Source organism: Methylopila turkensis, assembly GCF_027922325.1.
Taxonomy (GTDB): domain Bacteria; phylum Pseudomonadota; class Alphaproteobacteria; order Rhizobiales; family Methylopilaceae; genus Methylopila; species Methylopila turkensis.
The window spans coordinates 1,092,604-1,118,790 of sequence record NZ_BSFL01000003.1 but is presented as its reverse complement, the minus strand read 5'-3'; the positions used below and the strand labels follow the sequence as shown (position 1 = coordinate 1,118,790).

Here is a 26,187-nt window from a genome sequence, read left to right as displayed (position 1 = left end):
GTTTCTCTTTCAATTATCCACACTGTCAAAGAACCCGCGACCAAAACCAGCCGCGTTCGGCTAGATGGGTGTCCCCACCGAGCCGTTCAATCCCGTCCGCATTCGGCTTTCGCCGAACGCTCGGCTACACCATGCTTTGAAGACTGTTTTCCGGATCGCCGAGGCCGCTGTTGGCCGCCCCGTCGTCCGGTGTGGCGCTTTATAGGCGCGCCCCATGGAGCCTGTCAACGCGGTTCTTTCAGCTGTGAAAAACCTGTCGCGAAATCGCGTAACGTGTTGGGCCGGCGTCGGAAAACGTTCGGGGTGCGAAGGGTGATGGCGGGCGGCGGGCAAAAAAATCCGGCGGAACGCGCCGATCTTCGCTGCGCCGCGGCGCCCCGCCGCAGGTCCCTGGCGCGATCACGCCGGACGCGCTTTCGGCGGCTCGACCGGGCCGCCGCGCTCGCGCCAGGCGGTGAATCCGCCGCCCACATGGGCGACTCCGGCGAGGCCCATGTCCTGCGCCGTCTTGGCGGCGAGCGCCGAGCGCCAGCCGCTGGCGCAGTAGAACACGAAGCGGTTCGGCGCGGCGAAGACCGGCTTCGCGTAGGGGCTTTCGGGATCGATCCAGAACTCAAGCATGCCGCGCGGGCAGGAGAACGCGCCCGCGACGCGGCCGTCGCGCTCGATCTCGCGCGGGTCGCGCAGGTCGACGAAGACCACGTCCGGCGCGCCGTGGAGGGCGATCGCCTCGTCGACCGCGAGCGTCTCGATCTCGGCGCTCGCCTCGGCCAGAAGCTGCTTGTATCCCTTGCGCATCACCGCTCCGCGTCCTTCATCGGTCGCAACGTGTCCACCCTCGACGGCCGCAACGCAGGGACACCGCATGCGCATTCTCGTCCTGCAGCATCTCGACGTCGAGCATCCCGGCGTGTTCCGCGACATCTGGCGGACGAAGGGCCATGACTGGGTCACGGTCGAGCTCGACGTCGGAGAGCCGATCCCGGATTTCGAGGGCTTCGATCTGCTCGCCGTCATGGGCGGCCCGATGGACGTCTGGCAGGAGGACGCCCATCCCTGGCTCTTCGCGGAGAAGGCGGCGATCCGGACCTGGGTTCGCGATCTCGGCCGGCCCTATTTCGGCGTCTGCCTCGGCTGCCAGTTGCTCGCCGACGCGCTCGGGGGCGAGGTCGGGCTGATGGCGCGGCCCGAAGTCGGGCTTGCGACCGTCGAGCTCACGGACGCCGGCCGCGCCGACCCGGTGTTCGCCGGGTTCCCGCCGGCGTTCGAGACGCTGCAGTGGCACGGCGCGCAGGTGGCCCGTCCGCCGGAGGGCGCAGAGGTGCTGGCCTCGAACGCCGCCTGCGCCGTGCAGGCGTTCCGGTTCGGCCGCCACGCCTATGGCTTCCAGTACCATTCCGAGATCACGCCATCGACCGTGCCGGACTGGGGCCGCATCCCGGAATACGCCGCGAGCCTCGAGGCGGCGCTCGGCGCCGGCGCGGCGGCGCGGCTCGCCGCCGAGGTCGAGCCGCGGCTCGCGGCCTTCCGGGCCGACGCCGAGCGGATCGACGCCAATTTCGCGGCGCTGATCGGCCGCTGAGGGTTATCAGGGAGCGTCGTCGAAGGTCGTCCAGTGCGCGCGGACCTCGGCGACCTCGGCCGAGGCCGCGAGCGCGAGCGCGTGCCGGGGCGTCGGACGCAGGCGCCAGAACCGCCAGCGCGCGGGATCGTCGGCGCAGGACGGGCCGAAGGTCACGGCTGGCGACGGCCCGTCGAGCTGGAAGGCGAAGGTCTTCAGCCCCATCGCTATGCCGCGGCCGCGCGCCTTCACATAGGCCTCCTTCAGCGTCCACAGCGCGAAGAAGGTTTCGCGCCTGAGCTCGGCCGGACCGGCGGCGAAGGCCGCAGCCTCCTCCGGCGCGAACACCGCCGGCGCGAGCCGGTCCATGTCCGCGCGGCGGCCGAGGTCCTCGACGTCGACGCCGATCTCGCTCTGCGCCGCGACCACGAGCGCCACAAGGCCGTCCGTGTGGGACAGGTTGAATTGCAGGCCGAGCGCGGCTTCGGGCCCGTCCAGGCGCGGCCGGCCGTGCTCGTTCGCGACGAAGCGCCAGCGTTCCGGCGCGACGTCGGCGTAGCGCGACAGGGTGAGGCGGAGCAGGGCGCGGGCGACGAGGTGCTGACGCTTAGGGGAGGGCACGGCGAAGCGTTCCCACCGTCCCGTTTCTTCCGGGGTCAGAAGCCGCAGCAGGCGCTCCTCCCGCTCCGGCGACACGGCGTCGGGATCGGCCAGCCACAGGTCCGCCCGCTGAGGAGAGAGGACCGCACGCATCGGCGCGGGCGTGATCGGCGGTTCGAACGTCAGCGGAGGCTCCGGGCGTTGTGGAAGGGCCCGCAGCCTAGCTTCGCCCGCCGGCTTCCGCGAGCGGCGATGCGGGCATGGCGCGTCCCGGCTCCGGTGACCTAGATAGAGGCGGGAACCGCCGGAGACCGCCGCGATCACTTTCGAGCTGTTGCCCCTCGAGGGCGTCCTCTTCAGCCTGACGCACGTGGCGGCCGCCGTGGCCGCCACCGCGCATGTGCTCATGAACAAGCGCGACGTGCGCGCGGCGATCGGCTGGATCGGCGTGGTCTGGCTGTCGCCGATCTTCGGCGCGCTGCTCTATGTCGGATTCGGCGTGAACCGGGTGCACCGCAAGGCGCGCCGGCTGCGCGGCATGAAGCAGAGCCACGCCTTCGGCAAGGGCGGCGGCGCGGACGAGGATTCGCCGCGCGCGCGGCTCGCGCTGGCGATCGAGGCGATCAGCGGGCTGCCGCTCCGAGCCGCGACGGTCGACCAGGTCCTGCGCGCCGGCGACGAGGGCTATCCCGAAATGCTCGCGGCGATCGACCGCGCGAAGACGAGCGTCGAGCTGTCGACCTTCATCTTCCGTGTCGACGAGGTCGGCGAGCGGTTCATCGCGGCGCTGACGCGGGCGCACAAGCGGGGCGTCGCCGTGCGCGTGCTGATCGACGGCATGGGCGGCGGCTTCTTCCTGTCCCGCGCCTATCGCCGGCTGCGGGCCGAGGGCGTTCCTGCGGCGCGCTTTCTGCACTCGGTCCTGCCCTGGCGAATGCCGTTGCTCGACCTGCGGCTGCACAAGAAGGCGCTGATCGTCGACGACGCCGTCGCCTTCGTCGGCGGCCTCAACATCGCGGCCGAGAACGTGCTGGAGAAGCCGACCGCGGAGCCGGTGCAGGACGTCCATTTCCGGGTGTCCGGCGGCGTCGTGCGCCAGATCGCGGCGAGCTTCGACGACGACTGGACTTTCGCCACCGGCGAAGAGGCGCCCGAGCGGGATTTCGCCGCCCATCGGCCTGCGGCGAGGCCGGAGCGGTCGGCGCGCATGCGCGCGATCCCGAGCGGGCCGGACCTCGCGATCGACCAGCTCGCGCTCGTGCTGCAGGCGGCGATCGCCTCCGCCCGCAGCAGCATCCGGATCGCGACGCCCTATTTCTTGCCCGAGGAGCCGCTGCTGACCGCGCTCCAGCTCGCGGCGCTGCGCGGGGTCGAGGTGACGCTGACGACGCCCGAAAGGAACAACCACAGGATGGTCGCATGGGCGTTCGAGGCCCATGTCCGGCCTCTGATCGAAGCCGGCTGCCGGCTCTACCGCTCGCCGCCGCCCTTCGATCACTCGAAGCTGATGACGGTCGACGACGAATGGTGCCTGATCGGCAGCGCGAACTGGGACGCACGCAGTCTGCGGCTCAACTTCGAGCTGGCGGTCGAGGTCTATGACGCAGAGCTCGCGGGGACATTGTCGAAGATGATCCAAGAGAAGTGCGGGGCGCGCATAACGATCGAGGAGATCGACGGGCGCCCGCTGCCCGCAAAGCTGCGCGACGCGACCGTGCGCCTGATGGCGCCCTATCTCTGACAGCTCCCAACGCCGACGGACGTCGTGAAGATCGCTTCCTACAACATCCACAAATGCCGCGGCACGGACGGGAAGGTGCGTCCGGACCGGATCGTCGGCGTCCTTGGGGAGATCGGGGCGGAGCTCGTGGCCCTGCAGGAGGTCGACCACCGCTTCGGCAAGCGGATCGGGCTGCTCGACCCCGAGGCGCTGCGGGCGGAGACCGGCCTTCACCTGCTCGCCCAGTCCGACGCGCCGGAAGGGCACGGCTGGCACGGCAACGCGCTGCTGGTGGCGCGCGAGCCGCAGTCCTACCGCCGGCTTCGCATCCAGCTTCCGGGCGTCGAGCCGCGCGGCGCGATCATCGCCGAGCTCGACCTCGGGGAGGGGCCGTTCCGGGTGATCGCCGCGCATTTCGGCCTGCTGCGGCGGTCGCGCGTCAGCCAGGCGAACGTGCTGCTTTCGGCCTTCACCTGGATGCAGCCGATGCCGACGGTGCTGCTCGGCGATCTTAACGAGTGGCGCCGGCGGCGGCGCTCTTCGCTGAGCGTGTTCGAGCCGCTGTTCGGCGAACCGCATCCGCTGCCGAGCTTCCCGTCGCGGCGGCCGATCTTCCCGCTCGACCGCATCCTTGGCTGGCCGCGCGGGCTGGTGCGGAACCTCGCGGTGCACAACACCCCGCTCGCCCGCAAGGCCTCCGACCACCTGCCGCTGACCGCGGAGATCGACGTCGAAAAGACCGGCGTCGCGATCCGCACCGTCGCGGGGCATGCGGAGGGTTGAGGCGTCAGCCGCGTTCCCCTTCTGACCCTTCGTCATGGTCCGGCTTGACCGGACCATCCATGGCCGACCTGGCGTTCGACGCCGACGATGGGTCCTCCGGTCAAGCCGGAGGACGACGGAGTTTGTTCGGCGGCCGCGGAGAGAGCCCGCGGCGAGGCTGTCGGCAGGACGCCTCAGCCGCGGCCGAAGCGCAGGCCCGGCGCGGGACGCTCCTCCAGCACCTCGCGCCGGAAGCGATAGAGCTGCGCCGGCCGTCCGCCGGTCGCGGTCTCGGCGGCGCCCGTGGGCTCGACCAGCGCGGTCGTCTCCACCAGCCGGCGGAAGTTCTGCTTGTGCAGCTTGCGGCCGGCGATCGCCTCCACCGCGCCCTGCAGCGCGCTGAGGGTAAAGCGGCGCGGCATCAGCTCGAACACCACGGGCCGGTATTTCAGCTTGGCGCGCAACCGGCCCATGGCGGTCGCGAGGATGCGACGGTGGTCGTCGCGCATCGGCTCGCCGAGTTGGGGCAGGCGGTCGCGGTCGAGGGCGGCGCGGCGGCCGTCGCGGGCGGCCTCCTCCACGAGCCCGGCTTCATAGAGCAGCTCGTAGCGGTCGAGGACCTTCTCCTCGTCCCAGGGCGCGCCGTCGATGCCGAAGCACTGCCTCGCGCGCACGCGGCGGGGCAGCGCGCGGCCGGTCTCGGCGTCCGGCGCCGCGGCGATCCAGCGTTCGAGCGCCGGCAGGATCGTCGCGTCCAGCACCTCCGGACGGCGCCGGCGCCAGTCCTCCCAGGGGAAAAAGGCGTACCACGGGCGGAACAGCGCGCCGGCCTGCGCAAGCGCCGAACCGTCGCGCGGCCGGCGGGTCAGCGCGAGATAGCCGATCGAGACCATGTGCGGGGCGGTGTCGCCGGGGGCGGCGGAGCGGCCGCGATCGCCGAAGGTGTAGAGCTGCTCCACATAGCCGACATCGAGGCCGGACTGTTCGGCGATGAAGGTGCGCAGGCCGATCTCGAGCGTGCGGTGGCGCAGCGGCTCGAACGGGCCGGACGGCAGGCCGAGGGCGGCGGAACCGCCTCCGGAATGGGCGAGCAGGATCTGCGGCGCGTCGCCCTCGACGGCGACGACCGCGGCCGAAAGGCCGACGCTGACGGCGAGCGCGTCGCTCATGCGCGCACGCCGGCGAGACGCAGCGCGAAGGGTTCGCCCTCGAAGGTCTCTTCGCCCCGCCCGATCCGCGCGATCGCCGCGCTCATCCGGCCGGCGCGCGCGAGGGCGGCGTCCGCGAGCGCCACGATCAGGCGGTTCGGCGTGGCGGTCGGGCTGAGACGCCGGAGTTCGTCGGCGAGCTCGGACTCGTCGCGTCCGGGTTCGCGCGCGCAGGCGATGGCGTAGGCCATGGCGGTCGAGCGGCTGACGCCGGCGTAGCAGTGCACGACCAGCGGCCCGTCGTCGGCTGCGGCGAAGGCGAGCGCCTCTTCTACCATCCCGGCGGTCGGGGCGACGAGGCCCGCGCGCGGCTCCGCGATGTCGTGAAAGCGGAGCGCCAGGTGATCGGCGGGAGCGACGTTCGCCGGCCGCTCGACCACCGCGCCGTCCGCGATCAGGGTCAACACGCGCCGCGCGCCGCACGCGGCGACCGTGCGTTCGAGCTGGGACAGGGGGCAGACGAAGATCATCGCTGCGATGATACGCGCCGCCGCGGGCGCGCGAAACGGCTGCGGGCGGGAACGCGCGTCATCCCGCGAGCGCGTGGAACCTTTCGAGGAAGCGCGCCGCGGCAACCTCCGCCGGCCAAGGCGTCAGGTCGGCGTCGGCCGGCGCGCCGTCGGGCCGGCCGAAGATCTTCCGCGCTTCCTCCAGCGCGAAGCCGGCGAGCCGCGTCGCCTCCAGAAAGGCGGCGCAGGAATCGGCCCGCTTGAGCAGCTTCGTGATCTCCGGGCTTCGTTCCGCCGGCAGGCCGAACCGCAGGTGGATCGCCGCCATCAGCCGGTTCTCCACCGTCTTGTAGTCGCCGCCGAGCACCGCCTTGAACGGGCTGATCATGTCGCCGATGACGTATTCCGGCGCGTCGTGCAGTAGCACCGCGAGCCGCGACCGGGCGTCCGCGCCCGGCGCGATCCGACCGGCGATCCGCTCCACCAGCAGGGAGTGCTGGGCGACCGAGAAGATGTGTTCGCCGAGCGTCTGGCCGTTCCAGCGCGCCACTCGCGCGAGGCCGTGCGCGATGTCGCCGATCTCGATGTCGAGCGGCGAGGGATCGAGGAGGTCGAGCCGGCGGCCGGACAGCATGCGCTGCCAGGCGCGGGGCGCCGCGGGCTTGGCGGAGGAACGGGCGGTCGGCGTGCGTGTCATCGGTGGTCGCGAATCGATCGGCTGCGCGGTGAGCATGCGGCCTGAGCCTGAAGGAACGCCAAAGACGGCCTCCGAAGCGGAACTGCGACCGTCGTTCGCGCGCTGGACTTTTGTTCGTCGCCGGTTAGATAGCGCTGGCGCGGCCCATCACGCGACCGCGATCACGACGTGAGCGGGAGAAACGCATGACGGCCGTAACCGCGGAGGACGCCGGCCACGGCGCCAGGCGTCCCTGGTACCGCATCCTCTACGTCCAGGTCCTGATCGCCATCGCGCTCGGCGTCGCGCTGGGCTACTTCGCGCCCGATCTCGGCAAGCAGATGAAGCCGCTCGGCGACGCCTTCATCAAGCTGATCAAGATGCTGATCGCGCCGATCATCTTCCTCACCGTGGTGCACGGCATCGCGGGCATGGAGGACATGAAGAAGGTCGGCCGGGTCGGGCTCAAGGCCATCATCTATTTCGAGGCGCTGACCACCGTCGCTCTGGTCATTGGCCTCGTCGTGGTGAACGTGCTGAAGCCGGGCGCCGGCATGAACGTCGATCCGGCGACGCTCGACGCCGGCTCCATCGCCAAGTACCAGAAGGCCGCGGAAGGCCAGACGGTCACCGACTTCTTCCTGCACATCATCCCGGACGCGGTCGTCGGCGCCTTCGCGCAGGGCGAGATCATCCAGGTTCTGTTCTTCGCCGTGCTGTTCGCCTTCGCGCTCCACATGGTGGGCGACAAGGGCAAGCCGGTCATGGCGCTGATCGACAGCTCCATGGACATCTTCTTCAAGATCATCGGCATTGTCATGAAGGTCGCGCCGATCGGCGCCTTCGGCGCGATGGCCTACACCGTCGGCTCGCAGGGCGTCGGCGCGCTGGCGTCGCTGCTCTACCTGATGCTCGGCTTCTATGCGACCTGCCTGATCTTCGTCTTCGTGGTGCTCGGCGTCGTGGCGCGGTTGGCGGGCTTCTCGATCTTCAAGTTCGTCCGCTACATCCGCGAGGAGCTGCTGATCGTGCTCGGCACCTCGTCCTCGGAGTCGGTGCTGCCGCGCATGCTGCACAAGATGAAGAAGGCGGGCGCGGAGGAGAGCGTGGTCGGCCTCGTGATCCCGGCCGGATACTCGTTCAATCTCGACGGCACCTGCATCTACCTGACCATGGCCGCGATCTTCCTGGCGCAGGCGACCAACACCGAGCAGACGCTGTGGCAGCAGATCGGCATCCTCGCCATCCTGCTGCTGACGTCGAAGGGAGCGGCCGGCGTCACCGGCTCCGGCTTCATCGTGCTGGCCGCGACGCTGCAGTCGGTCGAGCACATCCCGATCGCGGCGATCGCGCTGATCCTCGGCGTCGACCGCTTCATGTCGGAGGCGCGCGCGCTCACCAACCTCGTCGGCAACGGCGTCGCCACCATCGTTGTGGCGAAGTGGGAGGGCGCGCTCGACGAGCGCAGGCTCCACGCCGAACTCGACAGCGGCGGAAGCTTGGAAGACGACGAGCCGGAGGCGGCTCCCGCGCGGGCGTGAGGATTGAGCGCCGGGCGATTAATGTACATATTGACGTACATCAATCGCCCGGAGGCGCAGCCATGCCGTCGCATGTTGGTTTCACCGAATTTCGCCAGAACCTCGCCACCCATCTCGACGAGGTGGTGGACAGCCGCGCGCCGCTGCTCGTCACCCGGAAAGGCGGCCGTTCGGTCGTCGTGATCTCCGAGGAAGAATGGCGCGGGATGGAGGAGACGCTCTATCTCATGAGCAATCCCCGGAACGCCCAGCATCTTCTGGATTCGATCGCGGAGCTCAACGCCGGAAAGGGCGTCGAGCATGACCTGATCGAAAAATGAAGCTCACGTTCTCGGAGAGGTCCTGGGCGGCGTACCTGTACTGGCAGGAACACGACGCCGAGATTCTCGAAAAGATCAACGTGCTGATCCGGGACGCGAAGCGCTCGCCTTTCTCAGGACTCGGAAAACCCGAGCCGCTGAAGAATGAGCTGAAAGGCTGGTGGTCGCGCCGCATCAACCGGGAACACCGGCTGATCTACCGGGTGGTCGGAACGGGCGACGACCAGACGCTTGAGATCGCGACCTGCCGGTTTCACTACTGACGACGCAGCGCCTTGCTGTGGTGTTGGGCGCGCGGTCGCTGTGCGGCTGACCCGGTTCAGGCCTCTCCCTTCCGCCAGCACTCCGCCATGTGGTCGTCGACCATGCCGACGGCCTGCATAAAGGCATAGACGATCACCGGCCCGCAGAAGGTGAAGCCGCGGCGCTTCAGGTCCTTCGACAGCGCCTCCGAGATCGGGGTCGAGACCGGGACCTGGGCGCGCTCGGTCCAGCGGTTCACGACCGGCGCGCCGTCGACGAAGCCCCAGAGATAGTCGGAGAAATCCTCGCCGCGGTCGCGCATGGCCAGATAGGCGCGGGCGGATTTGACCGCGCCCGCGATCTTGGCGCGCGAGCGCACGATGCCGGGATCGCCCAGCAGGCGTTCGACGTCGGGCTCGCCGAACTTTGCGACGACGTCCGGCTCGAAGCCCCGGAACGCGGCGCGGAAGCCCTCGCGTTTCCGCAGGATCGTGATCCAGGCGAGACCGGCCTGAAAGCCGTCGAGCACCAGCTTCTCGTAAAGCGCCCGGCTGTCGCGTTCGGGCGTTCCCCAGTCGGTGTCGTGATAGGCGACGTAGAGCGGATCGGTTCCGCACCATCCGCAGCGGCATTTGCCGTCGGCGTGCCGCGGCGCGGCGTCGCTCACGCCGCGGTCTCGCCCGGGAAGGCGAACCGCGCCCAGGAGGGCTTCACGAGCGTCAGCATGGCGGCCCCGGCGATCAGAGGCGTGCCGGCCGCGCGAGCCTCCTCGGCCCGGTCGAGCCGCAGCAGCGCGAGGCCCCGGCCGTCCGCCGATGAGCCCATGCGGCCGATGGTGCGCTCGCCCGCCACGACGGCGGCGCCGATCTCCGGCGCCAGCCCGTCGAGCACCACGGGCGCCACGCGCGTGCGGGCGGTGCCGCGGTGCTCCATGCGGCTCACGATCTCCTGGCCGACATAGCAGCCCTTCCGGAAGTCGATCCCGTTGAGCTGGTCCATGCAGGCCTCGTGCGGGAAGGCGTCGCCGTAAACGAAGTCGAGCCCGCCCTGCGGCACGCCGAGCGCGATGCGATGCGCGCGCCAGCCTTCCTGGCCGACGTCCGCGACGCCCTCCGGCAGGCCTTCGCCGGCGCGGAGATAGGCGCGCGCGCCGAGCGCCGCGATCCGGGGATCGAACGCCAGTCCCGCGATGTCGGGCAGCAGGCCGTCGCCCCAGAAGGCGGCGACGCGCGTGTCGTCGCTTGCGTCCCTGAGTTCGACCTTCGAGCGCAGCTTGTAGAGCGCGAGCTTGCGCAGAAGGTCCGGAGCGAGCAGGCGCGGCAGATCGATTCGGAAGCCGCCGTCGATGGGCGAGACCAGCATGTCGACCGCGATCTTGCCTTGCGGCGAGAGCAGCGCCGCGAAGGCGGCGCGTCCCGGGGCCAGCCCGCTGACGTCGTTGGTCAGCAGGTTGTCCAGGAACCGGCCGGCCTCCGCGCCGGTCACCTCGATCACCCCACGGACATCCAAAACCGCGCCGCGCATCGGCGTTCTCCTCAGCATCCGCGTCCCCCGGCCACGGACGTTAGGCCCAGCCGCGCCGCGCCTCAAGCGGCCGAAAGGCGCTCGTCCAGGCGGCCCTCGCTTCAGAAAAACTGCTTTCGAACAGAAGATCTTCTGAATAGGCAGCCGTGCGTCTACACGCGACTGGATGGCGTCAAGTATGCCAAATCACAATATTGCGGCTGCGACAGAATGATCGAGACATACGCTGCATTGCGGCCCGCCAACACACGCTCTAACCTCGGGGTTCAATCGCGCCCCGTCCTTCGCGTATCGGCTCGCCCGCCGAAACGTCACGAACGGCGGCCACTAGACAGCGGAGCGTGCGAAATCCATGGCGCAAATGAAAAAGAACAAGGTGATTTCCGCGAGGGAGGCGATCGCGCTCATCCGGGAGAACGACGTCGTCACGACGACGGGATTTGTCCAGAGCTGCATTCCGGAGGCCCTGCACGCGGCGCTGGAGGAGCGCTTCGTCGAGACGGGCTCGCCGAAAAACCTGACGCTGATCATGACCGCCGGCGCCGGCGACAGCAAAGGGCTCGGCACCGGCCGGCTTCACCATGAGGGATTGCTCGGCCGCGTCATCGCGGCGAATTTCGGCCGCATGCCGAAGGTCGCGCAAGCCGCGAAGGAGAACCGCATCCGCGGGTACAATCTCCCCCAGGGCGTGATCTCGCAGCTCTACCGCGCCTGCGCCGCGGGCCAGCCCGGCCTGTTCTCGAAGGTCGGCCTCCACACCTATGTCGACCCGCGCCACGGCGGCGGCCGCGTCAACGACCTGACCTCCGACGACATCGTCAAGGTCGTCGAGGTCGACGGCGAGGAGTGGCTGTTCTACACGGCGACCAAGATCGACGTCGCCTTCATCCGCGGCACCAGCGCCGACCCCCATGGCAACATCTCCATGGAGAAGGAGGCGCTGACGCTCGACGTCCTGGCCCAGGCCATGGCCGCGCGCAACAACGGCGGCATCGTAATCGCCCAGGTCGAGCGCATCGTCGATGACGGCTTCCTGCTGCCGAAGGACGTGCGCGTGCCGGGCATCCTGGTGGACTGCGTCGTCGTCGCCGAACCCGAGATGCACCGCATGAACTACGGCGTCATGCACAACCCCGCGCTCGCCGGGCAGATCCGCGTGCCGGTCGCAAACATGGCGAAGATGCCGCTCGACGCGCGCAAGGTGATCGCGCGGCGCGCCGCCTTCGAGCTGCCGCCGAACGGCGTCGTGAACCTCGGCGTCGGCGCGCCGGAAGGCATCTCCGCAGTCGCGAACGAGGAGAGGGTCACGCCCTACATCACGCTCACGACCGAAGCCGGCGCCGTCGGCGGCGTGCTCGCGAGCGGGTCGAGCTTCGGCGCGGCGACCAACGCCGACTGCATCATCGATCAGAACCAGATGTTCGACTTCTATGACGGCGGCGGGCTCGACATGACCTGCCTCGGCATGGCCGAGTGCGACGAGGAGGGCAACGTCAACACCTCGTCCTTCGGCGGCAAGCTGAACGGCTGCGGCGGCTTCATCAACATCAGCCAGAACGCCCGCTCCGTGGTCTTCGCCGGCACCTTCACGGTCGGCGGCCTCGACGTCGCGATCGAGGACGGCCGCCTCGTCATCCGGCAAGAGGGCCGCTCGCGGAAGTTCATCCGCCAGGTCGAGCAGAACACCTTCTCCGGGCCTTACGCCAAGCAGCGGTCGCAGCCGGTCATCTACGTCACCGAGCGCTGCGTGTTCGAGCTGACGCCCGACGGGCTCGAGCTGACCGAGATCGCGCCCGGCGTCGACATCCATCGCGACATCCTCGCGCACATGGACTTCAAGCCGATCATCAACCGTCCGAAGATGATGGACATCCGCATCTTCCGCGACGAGCCGATGGATCTGCTCGCCGATCTGCTCAACCTGAACCTGTGCGAGCGGGTGAGCTACGACGCCGACCGGAACATGCTCTTCCTCAATCTCGAGGGCTGGCACTGCCGCTCGAAGGAGGACATCGCGGACCTGCGCAAGGTTCTGGTGGACGCCTGCGAAAAGGCCGGCAAGCGCGTCAAGTCGGTCGTCAACCACGACGGCTTCAAGCTCAGCGAGTCGCTCTACGACGACTACGCCGAGATGATCCAGTATCTGCTCGAGAACTATTACGAGACCACGACCCGCTATGCGACCAACGCCTTCCTGCGCCTGAAGATGCAGGAGGCGCTGAAGCGCCGGGGCGTCGCGCCGCATGTGTTCGAGCGCAAGGAGGACGCGCACGCCTTCCTCGAAGCGACCGCGAACGCCGCCAACCTGGCCCGCCGCAGCGAAACCGCGGCCGCCTGACGGCGACGGAGGCCGGGCGGTCGTCGTCCGGCCTCGTTCTCTCGCTCTGGTCGGTTGTCGATCGAACGCTTCGGGTGCTACCCGGACGGCTCCTCAGACCGTTACGAGTGCTCGAATCGCATGCGAACACGTGTCAGCCTCGCCGCCGCTGGGGCGCTGGCGTACTCCCTTGTCGCCTCCGTTCCCGCCTACGCGTTCTCCTACGACCGCCGCACCGAGGCGGCGCTCCGCAAGCTCGAGCCCGAGACCCGCTTCAACCAGGTGTGCGACCTCGCGGCCATGGAGAAGATCCGCAAGAACGAGCCGGAGCTGAAGCCTGACCGCATGGCGATCGACGCGCTGGCCGAGCCGGAGCGGAAGGGCGACACGCTGTCGGGAACCGGCGCCGCCGTCCGGGCGGGCGGCGTCTGGCGTCGGCTCGCCTTCACCTGCAGCGCGACGCCCGACCGCATGACGGTGACGGCCCTGCGCTACACGCTCGGAGCGCCGATCCCCGAGCAGGACTGGGAGCGCTACGGCCTCTGGCGCTGAGGCGCGGAGCGAAAGCCGATCCGAACTTGACGCTTGATGGCGCCGCTTCCGGTGCTACCGTCGACCCGCCCGGCGAAGATCGGGCGGAGCGGAAGGCCGCCGGCGCGGGGAGCGACCCCCGTGAAGAACGAGCGGCCCGTCTCGGGAGGAGATCGGCATGAAGCTTTCAGCGACCGTCGCCGCGGTCCTGTTCGCCGCGAGCGCGTTGCCCGCCGCGGCGCAGGTGTCGGATGGAAAGGTGAAGATCGGCATCCTGAACGACCAGTCCGGCGTCTACGCCGACTTCGGCGGCAAATGGTCGGTCGAGGCGGCGAAGATGGCGGTCGAGGACTTCGGCGGCAAGGTTCTGGACGCGCCGGTCGAGATCGTCAGCGCCGACCATCAGAACAAGCCCGACATCGCCTCCAACATCGCCCGCCAGTGGTACGACACCGGCCAGGTCGACAGCATCATGGAGCTGACGACCTCGTCGGTCGCGCTCGCGGTGCAGGGCCTGTCCAAGGAGAAGAAGAAAATCGACATCGTCACCGGCGCGGCGACGACGGAACTCACCGGCAAGCAGTGCTCGCCTTACGGCTTCCACTGGGTCTACGACACCAACGCGCTCGCGGTCGGCACCGGCGGCGCGCTGGTGAAGCAGGGCGGCGACACCTGGTTCTTCCTGACCGCCGATTACGCCTTCGGCTATTCGCTGGAGGCGCAGGTCACGAAGTTCGTCACGGGGCAGGGCGGATCGGTCGCGGGCTCCGTGCGGCACCCGCTGAGCAACGCCGACTACTCCTCGTTCCTGCTGCAGGCCCAGTCCTCCGGCGCCAAGGTGATCGGGCTCGCCAACGCCGGCCTCGACACCGCCAACGCCATCAAACAGGCGTCGGAGTTCGGCATCGTCGAGGGCGGCCAGCGGCTCGCCGCGCTGCTGTTCACGCTGTCCGAGGTGCACGGCCTCGGCCTGCAGGCGGCGCAGGGGCTGTCGCTCACTGAAGGGTTCTACTGGGACCGCGACGACGACAGCCGCGCCTTCTCCCAGCGGTTCTTCGACCGCACCCAGCGCATGCCCAACATGGTGCACGCCGGCACCTACTCGGCCGTGACGCAGTACCTCAAGGCGATCAAGGCCGCGGGCTCCGACGACACCGAGAAGGTGGCGGCGAAGCTGCACGAGATGAAGGTGGACGACGTGTTCGGCCGCGGCGCGAGCGTCGGCAAGAACGGCCGGCTGATCTACGACATGTACCTCATGGAGGTGAAGAAGCCGGAGGAGAGCACCAAGCCGTGGGACTACTACAAGGTGGTCGCGACGGTCCCCGGCGATCAGGCCTACATCAAGCCGTCCGAAAGCGGCTGCCCGCTCGCGCAATGACTGGGCTCAGCCGAGGGTCGCGATCCCGCAGCGGCCCTCGGCGGCCAGCTCCTCGGCCATGCGCAGCACGCTGCGGTGGTGGGTGAACAGCAGTGCCTGCGCGTCCCGAGGGGAGGCCGCCAGCAGCTCCAGCGCCGCCCGGCTGCGGGCGTCGTCGAAATGCACGAGGATGTCATCGGCCACGAAGGGCAGGGGCTCGGTCGAGGCGTTGTAGTTCTCGATGCTCGCGAGCCGGAACGCCAGGAAGAGCTGGTCGCGGGTGCCGTCGCTCATGGCCTTGGCCGGCACGGCGCCGCCGCCCGCACGTACGCCGACCACGACCGGCTGGCCGTCCGCGTCGACGTCGGCGGCGACGCCCGAGAACGCGTCCCGGGTCGCGAGCGCGAACAGCGCGCCGGCGCGCGCGATCAGCGGGTCCTGCCGCTCGGTGCGCACCCGCGCGATCGCGGCCTCCACCAGATCGCGGGCGAGCGAGAGCTCCACGTAGCGTTCGGCCGATTCATGCAGTTCGGCGATGGCGGCCTCGCGCAGCGCGACCGCGCGGTTGACGCCGGCCGGATCGGAACAGGCCGCAAGCGCCGTCTCCGCCTCGTGTTCGGCGCGCGCGGCGGCGTCGAGTTCGCGCTCGATCGCCTCGGCGCGCGCGATCGCGGCCTCGCGATCGGCGCGCAGGCCGTCCGGCTCGCGCCCCTCCGCCTCCGCGCGCAGGGCCGAGAGCGACAGCCCGTCGCCGGCGGCGTCGATGGTGTCGCGCAGGCGGCGCGCCTCCTCGGCTTGCGTCCGTCGCTCCGCGTGCCGGGCGGCGACGGCGGCGAGCTCTTCGGGCGATGACGCGCCGGCGAGCGCCGCCAGGGCGGCGACCCGATTGTCCGCCGCCGCCTTTCCCGCGCGGCGGCGTTCGACGGCGGCCGTCGCGTCCTCGAGATGGGGCGTCAGGGTTTCGCGCTCGCGCCGGCGGGCGTCGTTCTCGGCGAAGCGCTCCTGCAGCATGCGCGCCGCCGCGACCGCATCCTGCGGCAGCGCGAGCCCAACCGCGCCGCCCGCTGCGGCGACGGCCACGCCGAGAGCCTGCTCGTCCTCGTCCATCCGGCGGAGGCGGCGGCGGATGAGCTCCAGGGAATCCATCACGCCGCGCGCCTCGGCCCATTCCAGCGCAGCGTCGGCGCCGTCGTCCGGCGTCGCGTCGGCGGTCAGGCCAAGCCGCGCGACGGCGGGCTCCCAGGCCCGCCGCCACAGCTCCGCCTCCTCCCCGAGCGCGTCGCGCCGGGCGCGGGCGGCGTCCAGCGACGCGCGCGCCTCGTCGCGGTCGCGCGCGTCGCGACGGCGCTCCACATGCGCCTCCTCATGACGCGCCAGCGAGCCCTGCGCGGCGCGCACCCGGTCGGTGAGCAGAGTGGACGCATCGGCGGACAGACCTCCAAGCCGTTCCGCGAAGGCGAGCGCCGCGTGGGCCGTCGACAGGGCGGCGCGCGCCGCCTCGGCCTCCCGCCGCCGCCGCGTCGCGGCTTCGCCGAGCTCGATAACGGTGCGGCGCTCCTCCGCGAACGCCCGGAGGGCCGGCAGTCCAGCGGCGCGCGCGCACGCTTCGGAGAAATCACCGGCCAGCGTCGCCAGAGCTTCCTTGCGGGTTTCAGCGATGGCGGCAAGGGCGCGTTCGGAAGCCTCGAACTGGATTCGTGCCTCGCCGCGACGCCGTTCCGCCTCGGCCAGGGCCGCGGCGCGGCCGGCCTCCGCCGCGCGCCGGTCGGCGAGTTCGTCCGCCTCGGCGACGGCGCGCTCCAGATGCGTCGCGCGCAGCCTCCGCGTCGTCTCGTCGTCGTCGCTCCGGCCCGTGATATAGGCGGGCCGGATGGCGCTCCAGGCGTCGGCGCGCGCGCGCCGCGCCTCGCCGAGCGCCTGGTCGGTCGCGATCTCGCCGCCGGCGGTCAGCCGCGCGATCTCGATCTCGGCGGCCTCGCGCCGGCCGCGCGCGTCGTCGCGCTGGCCGAAACGGCGGAGCCGCTCGGCCTCCGCCGCGTCGTCGCGGGCCTGAAGCGCCGCGAGCGTGTTGGGGTCCGGCGTGCGCAACGCCGCCAACGCGGCGAAATCGGCGAAGCCGAGCGCCTGCAGCCGCTCCTGCGCCAGCGCGGCGGCGGCGTCCGCTTCCGTCCCGAGCGCCCGGGCCGCCGCGTCGGCGGCGGAGAGGCCTGCGAATTCCGCCGCGGTCACGCCTGCGGGCCGGTCGTGGCCGCGCGCGTCGGCGTCCGCGATGCGCTGGTCGAGCGCCGCGAGACGGGCGGCGAGTTCGCGAATCCGGGCGTCCTCTGCGACGATGGACGGCGCGCGGGTTTGGGCCGCCGCGGCGAGACGCCGGACGGCTTCGATGGCCTCGGGCGGCGGCAGCCGGGCGGCGAGGTCCGCGTCCGGCGCGACCTCGAGCCGTCGTCGCAGTCGCGCGAGCTTCGCCTCCGCCTGCGCCAGCTCCACCTGCCGGTTCGCCCGGTGCTCGCGCGCTTCCGCGACATGGACGGCGGCGACGCCGATGTCGCGGATCGCGACCTCCTGCGCCAGCAGTGCGGGATCGACCGCCACGCCGCGCAACCGGGCTTCCGCCGCGGCGACGGCCGCTTCCGCGTCCTCCAGCGCGCGGCCGGCCTCGGCGGCGGCGGCGAGCGCCTGGCCGACCTCGCGGTCAAAGGCGGGCGGCAGCTCGGCCAGATCGACGAAGCTTTCCGCCTCGGCCTCGATCCGGTCGAGCCGCTGCAGCAGCGGGGCCACGCGGCCGAGGCGCTCCAGCGCCGAAACGGTCACCACCGCCGCGCGCCGTTCGGAGCGCAGCCGCTCGCAGGCGGCGGCCGCCTCCGCGTGGGCGGCCTTGGCGCGCTCGTAGGCTTCGCGGGTGAGAAGCCCGGCCTTGACCTGTCCGTCCGCGGCGTCGAACGCGTCGAGCGCGCGATAGAAGACGCGCTGGTCGCTTTTCCGGGCGCCGAAGAGACGGTCGCGCTCCTGATCGATGCGCTCGAGCCGCGCCACCAGCGCGCGAAGCCCGCCGCCCGCCTCGACGATGAGGCGGCCGATCTCGCCGTCGGCCTTGAACAGCGACTCGCCGCCGTCCCGCAGCCGCTCGTGATCGAGCCCGAACAGCGCCTCGAAGCGCTCGCGCGTGGTGGCGCCGAGAAGCGCGGCCAGCGCGGCCTCGTCCAGCGCCGCGCCGTCCTCGCCGGTCAGCGTGCGGCCGGCCTTGCCCTTGCGCCGGCGGACCGAGAGCGAACTCCCGTCCGCCCGCGTGATCTCGGCGCCGAGGCGCATGGCGTCGTTGCCGAACACCGCGCCGCGGACGCTTCTGGCCGGCACGCCGAACAGCACGTCGCCCACCGCCGACAGGGCCGTGCTCTTGCCGGCCTCGTTCGGCCCGTAGATCACGGTCAGCCCGTGGCCGGAGAAGGCGATCTCGCGCGTCTCGATCGCGCCGTAGCGCTCGAGCGTCAGCCGTTCAAAGCGCATCGTCGCCCTCCACGAGGGCGCGGGCGAGCGTCGCCGCGCGGGCGCCGGCCTCGGCGCGGATCTGCGCCGCGAACTCGGCGGCGCGCGCGGATTGGGGCAGCTTCGCCAGCACCTCGGCCAGCCGGGCGTCCCTGCGGGCGGCGAAGGAGGCGTCGTCGGCGATGGCCGTGATCTCGGCGTCGAGCCGTCCGGCGACGGTCGGATCGAGCGATGGGGAGCGGGCCGACGGCGGCGTCAGGCCGAGCGACAGCTTTTCGAGCCAGAGATCGCCCGACAGACCCGCCGCAAGCGTCTCGACGTCGTCGCGCAGCTCGCCGCGGCCGAGCGCGAACGCCCCCGCAAGCGGCGTTTCGCCGGTGAGCCGCAGCCGCAGCGCGAGCGGACGCCCGCCGGCCTTGTCCAGCGCCTCGACCATCGCCGCGCGGATTCGATCGAGCGCGGCGGGGCGGTCCGCGACGCCGTCGAGCCTGACGACGGCGCTGTCCCAGCGCACCGCGTCGAGGGCGCGATGTTCGACGGCCGTGACCTCGCCGTCGAGCACGCGCACGAGCGACGCGCCCTTCGCCCCGGTCTCGCGCACGCTGCGGCCCTGAAGGTTGCCGGGATAGACCACATGCGGCCGCTCGGAGAGAACCTGGCGGTCGTGAACGTGCCCGAGCGCCCAGTAGTCGTAGCCGTGCAGCCGAAGCTGCTCGAGCGAGCACGGCGCATAGGCCGCGTGCTCGCCCTCGTGCCCAATCAGCGCGGTGTGCAGCAGGCCGATGTTGAAGCAGCCGGGAACGGGGGGCGGATAGGCGCGGGCGAGGTTCTCGGTGACGTCGCGCTGCGGGAAGCTGCGGCCGTGGATCGCGACGTCCAGTCCGTCGATCCGGACGGTCTCGGGCTTGCGCGCTGAAATTAACCGGACGTTGTCCGACAGTTCCAGGCGGCTCATGAACCGGTTCTCGGCGTCGTGGTTGCCGAGGATGACCACGACCGGCACGCCGGCCTCCGCCAGCCGCCGCATGCGGGACACGAAATAAAGCCCGGCGCGGATGTTGCGCAGGTCGCCGTCGAACACGTCGCCCGCCAGCAGGACGAAGCGGCAATCCTCCGCGATCGCCAGCTCGACCAGCGCGTCGAGCGCGGCGCGGGACGCGTTCTCTACGCGCTCGGCGAAGTCGGGCGAGCGCCCGGCGAGCCCGATGAGCGGGCTGTCGAGGTGCAGGTCGGCGGCGTGGAGGAAGCTGAAGCCGGTCATGCGCAGGCGAGCCTACTCCGCCGGCAGGGCCGATGCAGGCGCTGCGGCGAACAAGCCTGTGGGCAGTTCAGTCGATATCGAACCGCACGCCCTGCGCGAGCGGAAGCGTCGCGCCGTAGTTCACGGTGTTGGTGGCCCGGCGCATGTAGGCCTTCCACGAATCCGAGCCGCTTTCACGGCCGCCGCCGGTCTCCTTCTCGCCGCCGAAGGCCCCGCCGATCTCGGCGCCCGAGGGACCGATGTTGACGTTGACGATGCCGCAGTCGGACCCCCGCGCGGAGAGGAAGCGCTCCGCCTCGCGCAGGTCGTTGGTGAAGATCGCGGAGGCGAGGCCCTGCGGAACGGCGTTGTTGAGCGCGATCGCCTCGTCGAGGTCGTCGCAGCGCAGCACGTAGAGGATCGGCGCGAAGGTCTCCTCAAGCGCCGGGCCGGCGTGCTCCGCGATCTCGACCAACGCGGGACGCACATAGAACGCTTCGGCGCCGCCGGGGCCTTCCACACGCTCGCCGCCGGACACCGTGGCGCCCGCGAGCCGCGCGCGTTCGAGCGCCCGCCCCATGGCCGAGAAAGCGTCGCCGTCGATCAGCGGGCCTACCAGAACGCCGGGTTCGCGCGGGTCCCCGATCGCGACCGAGGCGTAGGCTTGGCGCAGGCGCGGCAGCAGGCTGTCGTAGACCTCGCCGTGCACGAACAGGCGCCGGAGCGTGGTGCAGCGCTGGCCGGCGGTGCCCATGGCGGAGAACGCTACCGCCCGCAGCGTGAGGTCGAGATCGGCCGAGGGCCGCACGATCGCGGCGTTGTTGCCGCCGAGCTCCAGCAGCGAGCGCCCGAACCGGGCCGCGACGCGCGGGCCGACGGCGCGGCCCATGGCCGTGGAGCCGGTCGCGGAGACCAGCGCGACGCGGGCGTCGTCGACCAGTCGTTCGCCAAGGTCGCGCCCGCCGAGGGCGACGGACGACAGGCCGTCCGGCGCGTCGCCGAACTCAGCCGCTGCGCGCTCGAACAACGCCTGCGTCGCGAGCGCCGTCAGCGGCGTCTTCTCCGACGGTTTCCAGACGACCGCGTTCCCGCAGACGAGCGCGAGCGCCGCGTTCCACGCCCACACCGCGACGGGGAAGTTGAAGGCCGAGATGACGCCGACGACCCCGAGCGGCCGCCACGTCTCCATCATGCGATGGTCCGGACGCTCGGTCGCGATGGTCAGTCCGTAAAGCTGGCGCGAAAGACCGACGGCGAAGTCGCAGACGTCGATCATCTCCTGCACCTCGCCGAGGCCTTCGGAGACGATCTTGCCGGCCTCGAGCGTGACGAGACGGCCGAGTTCCGCCTTGGAGCGGCGGAGCTCCTCGCCGAACAGGCGCACGAGCTCGCCGCGGCGCGGGGCGGGGACCTCGCGCCAGTTCTCGAACGCGGCGGAGGCCCGCCCGATCGCCGCGTCCAGCGCCGGGGCGTCGGCTAGGCGCGGTTCGGCCAGCGTCTCGCCTGTGATCGGCGTCCGGGTGGCGGGCCCGCCGACGAGGCGTTCCGCCGGAACGCCGAGCGCGGCGAGCAAAGCCTGGGCTTCGGCGGGCGCGCCTTCGGTGGTCACGTCGGTTCCGTTCCTTCAGGCCGCGCGCAGGCCCGTCCGTCTCAGCGCACCACCACCTTCGCGCCGATCGGGACCCGGGTGTAGAGGTCCTCGACGTCGAAATTGATCATGCGGATGCAGCCCGACGACATCGCCCGGCCGATGGTGTGGGGCTCGTTGGTGCCGTGGATGCGGAACAGCGTGTCCCGGCCGCCGCGGTGAAGATAGAGCGCTCGCGCGCCGAGCGGGTTCTCGGGCCCGCCCGCCATGCGCAGCGGGAGGTCCGGCCGACGCTGCAGCATCTCGGGGGGCGGCACCCAGTCCGGCCATTCCTGCTTGGCGCCGACCACGGCCTCGCCGCTCCAGCCGAAGCCTTCCTTGCCGACGCCGACGCCGTAGCGGACCGCGCGGCCGTTGGGCTCGACGAGGTAGAGAAACTTGTCGGCGGTGTCGATGACGACGGTGCCCGGCGCTTCGCCGGTCGGGTCCGTCACTTCCGTGCGGCGGTACTGCACCGGCAGCGCCGACGGGTAGCTCGTCGACATGGCGGCGACGACGCCGGGCGCTCCGCCGGTGGTCGACAGCGAGGACGAGCCGCCGCAGCCGGCGAGCAGGACGGCGAAGCCTACGGACGCGAGCGCGGAGCGCGCCGCCGGGAAAGCACGAAACGCGGATGTCATCGAACCGACCTGCCCTCACGCCCGACGCGGCCGTTCACGGAGCCCTGTCCGTCGACGGCTTCTTGTCGCCTTGGCGGTGAGAATAGGGCGCGGTTGGCCACGCGGCGCGATGGATCACGAGCGCCGCTTGCGTTTGCCGGGGCCTTGTCGCCCCGGCGCCACAGTGGACGTCGTCCGGCTTAGCCGGCGGCGCCGATGCCGCTGTAGGTGAAGCCGCGCTGGGCCATGTCGTCGGGGCGGTAGACGTTGCGCAGGTCCACGACGACCGGGGACTTCAGCGTGGACTTCACGCGGGCGAGGTCGAGCGCGCGGAACTGGTCCCACTCTGTCAGGATCACGAGCGCATCGGCGTCCTTGATCGCGGAGTAGGCGTCCTCGGCGTAGACGACGTTGGGCAGCAGCGGCTTGGCCTGCTCCATCGCTTCCGGGTCGAACGCGGCGACGGTGGCGCCGGCCTTTTCGAGCGCCGGAACGATCGCGAGCGAGGGCGCTTCGCGCATGTCGTCGGTGTTCGGCTTGAACGCGAGACCGAGCACCGCGATGCGCTTGCCCGAGACGTCGCCGCCGCTCGCCGCGATGATGCGCTCGGCCATGGCGAGCTTGCGGGCCTCGTTCACCTCCTCGACCATCTCGACGATCTTGATCGGCGCGCCGTAGTCGCGGCCGGTCCGCACGAGGGCGCGGGTGTCCTTGGGGAAACACGAACCGCCGAAGCCGGGGCCGGCGTGCAGGAACTTGGAGCCGATGCGGTTGTCGAGGCCGATGCCGCGGGCGACCTCCTGGACGTTCGCGCCGACCTTCTCGCAGAGATCGGCGATCTCGTTGATGAAGGTGATCTTGGTCGCAAGGAAGGCGTTGGCGGCGTACTTGATCAGCTCGGCGGTGCGGCGGCCGGTGAACACCAGCGGCGCGACGTTGAGGTAGAGCGGACGGTAGAGCTCCTCCATCACGTCCTTGGCGCGATCGTCCTCGACGCCGACCACGATGCGGTCCGGGCGCTTGAAATCGCCGATCGCGGAGCCTTCGCGCAGGAATTCGGGGTTCGAGGCGACCGAGACGTCGGCGCTCGGATTGGCCTCGCGCAGGATGCGGTCGACCTCGTCGCCGGTGCCGACCGGGACGGTCGATTTGTCGACGATCACCGTGTAGCCGTTGACGGCCTGGCCGATCTGGCGGGCGGCTTCGTAGACGTAGGTCAGGTCGGCGTGGCCGTCGCCGCGACGGGACGGCGTGCCGACTGCGATGAACACCACAGCCGCGTCCTTCACGGCGGGCGCGAGTTCGGTCGTGAAGGTGAGGCGGCCAGCCTCGACGTTGCGGGCGACGAGATCGTCGAGGCCCGGCTCGAAGATGGGCATTACGCCGCGCTTCAGTCCGTCGATCTTGGCCTGGTCAAGGTCGACGCAGGTCACTTCGTGGCCGAAGTCCGCGAAGCATGCGCCGGACACGAGCCCGACATAGCCTGAACCGATCATCGTCACGCGCATGCGCAATCCCCCAGGGAAGTCATCTTGCGTTCATCTGCCGACGCCAGCACGAAGCCGCGCCTGTTACGTCGCTCAACGCGACGAATGTTTCTTATTTGAGCACCTTCGCAAACGCAACAAAACGAGGCAGGGATGCGCCCCACCGCCGCAGCGTCACGTCCGCGCGAGTTCCGCGTAGAGTTTGGCGTATGTCCGGGCCGACGCGTCCCACGACACGTCGGACCGCATGCCGTTGCGCTGGATCCCGGTCCAGAGGTCGCTGTCGGCGTGCAACGCAGCGGTCCGGCGAAGCGCCGCCTCCAGCGCGCCCTGAGACGTCGGCGAGAACTGGACGCCGGTCGCGACGCCGGCGGCGATCGCCGCCGGGTTGGCGTCGATGACGGTGTCGGCGAGGCCGCCGACGCGTGAAACGACCGGCAGGGCGCCGTAGCGGAGCGCGCAGAGCTGCGTCAGGCCGCAGGGCTCGAACCGCGAGGGCACGAGCAGCGCGTCCGCGCCGGCCTGCACGAGATGCGCCTTGCGCTCGTCGTAGCCGATGAAGACGCCGATCCGCCCGGGATGCTCTGCCGCGAGGCGGCTGAAGCGCTCTTCGAGCCAGGGTTCGCCCGCGCCGACGAGCGCGAGCGTGCCGCCGACGCCGAGAAGCGTGGGCATGGCGTCGGCGAGCAGGTCGAGACCTTTCTGGCTCGACAAGCGGCTGATGACCGCGAACAGCACGCCGTCGCCCACGTCGAGCCCGAACTCCTGCGCCAGCGCGCGGCGGTTCGCATCCCTGCCGCCGGGATTGGCGGCGGAGTAGGGCGAGGCCAGGGCCGGATCGGTCTCCGGATTCCAGACCTCGACGTCGACGCCGTTCAGGACGCCCGAGACGACGTCGGCGCGGGCGCGCAACAGCCCGTCGAGCCCGAGCCCGCCGTCCGGCTCCATGATCTCAGCGGCGTAGCTCGGCGAGACGGTGGTGATGCGGTCCGCGAACTGGAGAGCGGCCTTGAGATAGCCGACGCCGCCGAAGTATTCGACGCCGTCGATCCCGAAGGCCGCCTCGGGCAGGCCGAGCGCGCCGAAGACGGAGGCCGGAAACCAGCCCTGGAAGGCCATGTTGTGGATGGTCGCCACCGTCTTCGGCCGGGGATGGGGCGCGAAGGCAAGGTAGGCGGCGGCAAGGCCCGCCTGCCAGTCGTGCATATGCACTATATCCGGCGCCGGCAGTCCTGCGACGCCGCGTCCGACCTCGGCCGCGACCTTGCCGAGCGCCGCGAAACGCAAGGCGTTGTCGTCCCAGTCGCGACCGTCGGGACCGACATAGGGATTGCCCTGGCGGCCAAAGAGGTGAGGCGCGTCGATCGCGAGCACGTCGAGCCCGCGCGGCGCGGCCGCCACGATCTCGGCGGGTCCGCCGAACAGGTCGTCGAAATGCGCGACGGTCTCCCCGTCTGGCATGGCGGAAAGAACCGACGGGTAGCCCGGGAGCAGCGTCCGCACGGCGACCCCGTGCGGGGCGAGGGCGCCCGGGAGCGCGCCGACCACGTCGGCCAGCCCGCCGGTCTTGACGAGCGGATAAGCTTCGGAGGCGACGGACAGAACAGCGGTCATCGGCGTCTCACAGCCGGTCGATCATCGACTGCGTGATCAGGCAGACGCCTTTGCTCGTGCGGCGGAAGCGCTGGGCGTCGAGCTCAGGATCCTCGCCGACGACCAGCTTTTCCGGGATTGCGACGCCGCGGTCGATGACCACGTTCCGGAGACGCGCATGGCGTCCGATCTCGACGTAAGGCAGGATGACCGCGCGCTCGACGTCGGCGTAGGAGTTCACCCGCACGCCGGTGAAGAGCAGCGATTCCTTCACGCCGGCGCCCGACACGATGCAGCCGCCGGACACGAGCGAGGAGATCGCGCGGCCGCGGCGGTCGTCCTTGTCGTGGATGAACTTCGCCGGCGGGGTGATCTCGGCGAAGGTCCAGATCGGCCATTCCTTGTCGTAGAGGTCCAGCGCCGGCACGAAATCGGTGAGGTCGATGTTGGCCTCGAAATAGGCGTCGACCGTGCCCACGTCGCGCCAATAGGGCTCCTGCTCCGTGGCCGAGCGCACGCACGACCGTGCGAAGTGGTGGGCCACCGCCTTGCCGCCCTTCACGATCGCCGGGATGATGTCCTTGCCGAAATCGTGGGATGAGTTCGGGTCTTCCGCGTCCTTGCGCAGCAGGTCGAACAGGAAGGGCGTGTCGAAGACGTAGATGCCCATGCTCGCGAGCGAGACGTCCGGCTTGCCGGGCATCGCGGGCGGGTCAGCCGGCTTCTCCAGAAAGTCGATGATCCGGTCGCGCTCGTCGATGTGCATCACGCCGAAGCCGGAGGCCTCCGAGCGGGCGACCTCGAGACAGCCGACCGTGACGTCGGCGCCGCTCTCGACGTGCTGCGCGAGCATCTGCTCGTAGTCCATCTTGTAGATGTGGTCGCCCGCGAGGATCACCATGTGGCGCGGCGCGTAGTCCTCGATGATGTCGAGGTTCTGATAGACGGCGTCCGCGGTGCCGAGATACCAGGCCTCCTCCGAGACCCGCTGGCTGGCGGGCAGCACGTCGAAGCTCTCGTTGCGCTCGCTGCGGAAGAAGTTCCAGCCGCGCTGCAGGTGGCGGATCAGGCTGTGCGCCTTGTACTGGGTGGCGACGCCGATGCGGCGGATGCCGGAGTTCAGCGCGTTCGAGAGCGCGAAGTCGATGATGCGCGTCTTGCCGCCGAAATAGACCGCGGGCTTGGCGCGGCGGTCCGTCAGCTCCATCAGGCGCGAGCCGCGGCCGCCGGCGAGCACATAGGCCATCGCCCCGCGGGCGTAGGGCGGGCCGAGCGGCGCTTTGGCGGACATGGCGGCGTTCCTCTGAAATGTTGTGGTCCGGTCG

23 protein-coding genes are annotated in these 26,187 nt (G+C 70.7%); 9 read left to right on the top strand and 14 right to left on the bottom strand.

The window, feature by feature from the left end:
- Positions 1–399: 399 nt before the first annotated feature.
- Positions 400–798 (bottom strand): rhodanese-like domain-containing protein, encoded by a 399-nt coding sequence (locus PKE78_RS16415; protein ID WP_271201975.1) that lies wholly within the window; start codon positions 796–798, stop codon positions 400–402.
- A 67-nt stretch (positions 799–865) separates the two neighbouring features.
- Between PKE78_RS16415 and PKE78_RS16410 the strand changes: the two genes are divergently transcribed.
- Positions 866–1,582, top strand: coding sequence for a type 1 glutamine amidotransferase (locus tag PKE78_RS16410; RefSeq protein ID WP_271201974.1), 717 nt, complete (start codon positions 866–868; stop codon positions 1,580–1,582).
- Between the two features lie 6 nt (positions 1,583–1,588).
- Here the strand turns inward: PKE78_RS16410 and PKE78_RS16405 are convergent, their stop codons facing one another.
- Positions 1,589–2,314, bottom strand: a complete 726-nt coding sequence (locus PKE78_RS16405) for a 4'-phosphopantetheinyl transferase family protein (RefSeq protein ID WP_271201973.1) — start codon at positions 2,312–2,314, stop codon at positions 1,589–1,591.
- Positions 2,315–2,543: 229 nt separating this feature from the next.
- Between PKE78_RS16405 and PKE78_RS16400 the strand changes: the two genes are divergently transcribed.
- Together PKE78_RS16400 and PKE78_RS16395 are read left to right on the top strand one after the other, a co-directional pair.
- On the top strand, positions 2,544–3,902 hold the full coding sequence (locus PKE78_RS16400) for a phospholipase D-like domain-containing protein (protein ID WP_271201972.1): 1,359 nt from the start codon (positions 2,544–2,546) through the stop codon (positions 3,900–3,902).
- Between the two features lie 24 nt (positions 3,903–3,926).
- Positions 3,927–4,664, top strand: a complete 738-nt coding sequence (locus PKE78_RS16395) for an endonuclease/exonuclease/phosphatase family protein (RefSeq protein ID WP_271201971.1) — start codon at positions 3,927–3,929, stop codon at positions 4,662–4,664.
- A gap of 173 nt (positions 4,665–4,837) precedes the next feature.
- On the opposite strand, the gene PKE78_RS16390 is transcribed toward PKE78_RS16395, so the two are convergent.
- The 3 genes from PKE78_RS16390 to PKE78_RS16380 are packed head-to-tail and all read right to left on the bottom strand — an operon-like array spanning position 4,838 to position 6,997.
- The gene (locus PKE78_RS16390; protein ID WP_271201970.1) at positions 4,838–5,812 is read right to left on the bottom strand and encodes an NUDIX hydrolase; all 975 of its coding nucleotides are present in this window, start codon (positions 5,810–5,812) and stop codon (positions 4,838–4,840) included.
- A complete protein-coding gene (locus tag PKE78_RS16385; protein ID WP_271201969.1) occupies positions 5,809–6,321 on the bottom strand; it encodes a tyrosine phosphatase family protein in 513 nt (170 codons plus the stop codon). The genes PKE78_RS16390 and PKE78_RS16385 overlap by 4 nt, the downstream gene beginning before the upstream one ends.
- Positions 6,322–6,379: 58 nt before the next feature.
- Positions 6,380–6,997 carry an HD family hydrolase gene (locus tag PKE78_RS16380; protein ID WP_271201968.1) on the bottom strand — a complete coding sequence of 206 codons (618 nt, stop codon included), beginning with the start codon at positions 6,995–6,997 and terminating at the stop codon, positions 6,380–6,382.
- Between the two features lie 185 nt (positions 6,998–7,182).
- On the opposite strand from PKE78_RS16380, the gene PKE78_RS16375 reads away from it, so the two are divergent.
- The 3 genes from PKE78_RS16375 to PKE78_RS16365 all read left to right on the top strand — a co-directional run bounded on the left by PKE78_RS16375 (position 7,183) and on the right by PKE78_RS16365 (position 9,100).
- Positions 7,183–8,517 (top strand): dicarboxylate/amino acid:cation symporter, encoded by a 1,335-nt coding sequence (locus PKE78_RS16375; protein ID WP_271201967.1) that lies wholly within the window; start codon positions 7,183–7,185, stop codon positions 8,515–8,517.
- A 62-nt stretch (positions 8,518–8,579) separates the two neighbouring features.
- Positions 8,580–8,837: a type II toxin-antitoxin system Phd/YefM family antitoxin gene (locus PKE78_RS16370; RefSeq protein WP_271201966.1), complete on the top strand. Its 258-nt coding sequence runs from the start codon at positions 8,580–8,582 to the stop codon at positions 8,835–8,837.
- Positions 8,834–9,100, top strand: coding sequence for a Txe/YoeB family addiction module toxin (locus PKE78_RS16365; protein WP_271201965.1), 267 nt, complete (start codon positions 8,834–8,836; stop codon positions 9,098–9,100). Before PKE78_RS16370 ends, PKE78_RS16365 begins: the two co-directional genes overlap by 4 nt.
- Before the next feature lie 56 nt (positions 9,101–9,156).
- Here the strand turns inward: PKE78_RS16365 and PKE78_RS16360 are convergent, their stop codons facing one another.
- Both PKE78_RS16360 and ygfZ read right to left on the bottom strand, forming a co-directional pair.
- On the bottom strand, positions 9,157–9,747 hold the full coding sequence (locus tag PKE78_RS16360; RefSeq protein WP_271201964.1) for a DNA-3-methyladenine glycosylase I: 591 nt from the start codon (positions 9,745–9,747) through the stop codon (positions 9,157–9,159).
- Entirely contained in the window at positions 9,744–10,604 is an 861-nt protein-coding gene (gene ygfZ / locus PKE78_RS16355; RefSeq protein WP_271201963.1) for a CAF17-like 4Fe-4S cluster assembly/insertion protein YgfZ, read from the bottom strand. The genes PKE78_RS16360 and ygfZ overlap by 4 nt, the downstream gene beginning before the upstream one ends.
- A gap of 361 nt (positions 10,605–10,965) precedes the next feature.
- On the opposite strand from ygfZ, the gene PKE78_RS16350 reads away from it, so the two are divergent.
- The 3 genes from PKE78_RS16350 (at position 10,966) to PKE78_RS16340 (ending at position 14,833) form a co-directional block, all read left to right on the top strand.
- Complete coding sequence (locus PKE78_RS16350) at positions 10,966–12,942, top strand: acyl CoA:acetate/3-ketoacid CoA transferase (protein ID WP_271202012.1); 1,977 nt, start codon at positions 10,966–10,968, stop codon at positions 12,940–12,942.
- Positions 12,943–13,062: 120 nt separating this feature from the next.
- Positions 13,063–13,473 (top strand): DUF930 domain-containing protein, encoded by a 411-nt coding sequence (locus PKE78_RS16345; RefSeq protein WP_271201962.1) that lies wholly within the window; start codon positions 13,063–13,065, stop codon positions 13,471–13,473.
- Positions 13,474–13,630: 157 nt separating this feature from the next.
- Complete coding sequence (locus tag PKE78_RS16340) at positions 13,631–14,833, top strand: ABC transporter substrate-binding protein (RefSeq protein ID WP_271201961.1); 1,203 nt, start codon at positions 13,631–13,633, stop codon at positions 14,831–14,833.
- Between the two features lie 6 nt (positions 14,834–14,839).
- Here PKE78_RS16340 and PKE78_RS16335 read toward each other — a convergent pair whose 3' ends face one another.
- The 7 genes from PKE78_RS16335 to glgC form a co-directional block, all read right to left on the bottom strand.
- On the bottom strand, positions 14,840–18,316 hold the full coding sequence (locus tag PKE78_RS16335) for a YhaN family protein (RefSeq protein ID WP_271201960.1): 3,477 nt from the start codon (positions 18,314–18,316) through the stop codon (positions 14,840–14,842).
- The gene (locus PKE78_RS16330) at positions 18,306–19,556 is read right to left on the bottom strand and encodes a metallophosphoesterase family protein (RefSeq protein WP_271201959.1); all 1,251 of its coding nucleotides are present in this window, start codon (positions 19,554–19,556) and stop codon (positions 18,306–18,308) included. Before PKE78_RS16330 ends, PKE78_RS16335 begins: the two co-directional genes overlap by 11 nt.
- 67 nt (positions 19,557–19,623) lie before the next feature.
- The gene (gene amaB, locus PKE78_RS16325) at positions 19,624–21,144 is read right to left on the bottom strand and encodes an L-piperidine-6-carboxylate dehydrogenase (protein WP_271201958.1); all 1,521 of its coding nucleotides are present in this window, start codon (positions 21,142–21,144) and stop codon (positions 19,624–19,626) included.
- 41 nt (positions 21,145–21,185) lie between these two features.
- Positions 21,186–21,803, bottom strand: a complete 618-nt coding sequence (locus PKE78_RS16320) for a L,D-transpeptidase (protein ID WP_271201957.1) — start codon at positions 21,801–21,803, stop codon at positions 21,186–21,188.
- A gap of 179 nt (positions 21,804–21,982) precedes the next feature.
- Positions 21,983–23,290, bottom strand: a complete 1,308-nt coding sequence (locus PKE78_RS16315; RefSeq protein ID WP_271201956.1) for a UDP-glucose dehydrogenase family protein — start codon at positions 23,288–23,290, stop codon at positions 21,983–21,985.
- Between the two features lie 153 nt (positions 23,291–23,443).
- Complete coding sequence (gene glgA / locus PKE78_RS16310; protein WP_271201955.1) at positions 23,444–24,883, bottom strand: glycogen synthase GlgA; 1,440 nt, start codon at positions 24,881–24,883, stop codon at positions 23,444–23,446.
- 7 nt (positions 24,884–24,890) lie between these two features.
- Positions 24,891–26,153: a glucose-1-phosphate adenylyltransferase gene (gene glgC / locus PKE78_RS16305; protein ID WP_271201954.1), complete on the bottom strand. Its 1,263-nt coding sequence runs from the start codon at positions 26,151–26,153 to the stop codon at positions 24,891–24,893.
- Between the last annotated feature and the right edge of the window lie 34 nt (positions 26,154–26,187).

Coding starts and splice junctions, on each gene's coding strand:
- PKE78_RS16385 (WP_271201969.1), bottom strand. CDS start 6,321: ATGATCTTCGTCTGCCCCCTGTCCCAGCTCGAACGCACGGTCGCCGCG.
- ygfZ (WP_271201963.1), bottom strand. CDS start 10,604: ATGCGCGGCGCGGTTTTGGATGTCCGTGGGGTGATCGAGGTGACCGGC.
- PKE78_RS16340 (WP_271201961.1), top strand. CDS start 13,631: ATGAAGCTTTCAGCGACCGTCGCCGCGGTCCTGTTCGCCGCGAGCGCG.
- PKE78_RS16330 (WP_271201959.1), bottom strand. CDS start 19,556: ATGACCGGCTTCAGCTTCCTCCACGCCGCCGACCTGCACCTCGACAGC.
- PKE78_RS16315 (WP_271201956.1), bottom strand. CDS start 23,290: ATGCGCGTGACGATGATCGGTTCAGGCTATGTCGGGCTCGTGTCCGGC.
- PKE78_RS16320 (WP_271201957.1), bottom strand. CDS start 21,803: ATGACATCCGCGTTTCGTGCTTTCCCGGCGGCGCGCTCCGCGCTCGCG.
- PKE78_RS16335 (WP_271201960.1), bottom strand. CDS start 18,316: ATGCGCTTTGAACGGCTGACGCTCGAGCGCTACGGCGCGATCGAGACG.
- PKE78_RS16415 (WP_271201975.1), bottom strand. CDS start 798: ATGCGCAAGGGATACAAGCAGCTTCTGGCCGAGGCGAGCGCCGAGATC.
- PKE78_RS16365 (WP_271201965.1), top strand. CDS start 8,834: ATGAAGCTCACGTTCTCGGAGAGGTCCTGGGCGGCGTACCTGTACTGG.
- glgA (WP_271201955.1), bottom strand. CDS start 24,883: ATGACCGCTGTTCTGTCCGTCGCCTCCGAAGCTTATCCGCTCGTCAAG.
- PKE78_RS16405 (WP_271201973.1), bottom strand. CDS start 2,314: ATGCGTGCGGTCCTCTCTCCTCAGCGGGCGGACCTGTGGCTGGCCGAT.
- PKE78_RS16390 (WP_271201970.1), bottom strand. CDS start 5,812: ATGAGCGACGCGCTCGCCGTCAGCGTCGGCCTTTCGGCCGCGGTCGTC.
- PKE78_RS16350 (WP_271202012.1), top strand. CDS start 10,966: ATGAAAAAGAACAAGGTGATTTCCGCGAGGGAGGCGATCGCGCTCATC.
- glgC (WP_271201954.1), bottom strand. CDS start 26,153: ATGTCCGCCAAAGCGCCGCTCGGCCCGCCCTACGCCCGCGGGGCGATG.
- PKE78_RS16370 (WP_271201966.1), top strand. CDS start 8,580: ATGCCGTCGCATGTTGGTTTCACCGAATTTCGCCAGAACCTCGCCACC.
- PKE78_RS16410 (WP_271201974.1), top strand. CDS start 866: ATGCGCATTCTCGTCCTGCAGCATCTCGACGTCGAGCATCCCGGCGTG.
- PKE78_RS16380 (WP_271201968.1), bottom strand. CDS start 6,997: ATGACACGCACGCCGACCGCCCGTTCCTCCGCCAAGCCCGCGGCGCCC.
- PKE78_RS16375 (WP_271201967.1), top strand. CDS start 7,183: ATGACGGCCGTAACCGCGGAGGACGCCGGCCACGGCGCCAGGCGTCCC.
- PKE78_RS16345 (WP_271201962.1), top strand. CDS start 13,063: ATGCGAACACGTGTCAGCCTCGCCGCCGCTGGGGCGCTGGCGTACTCC.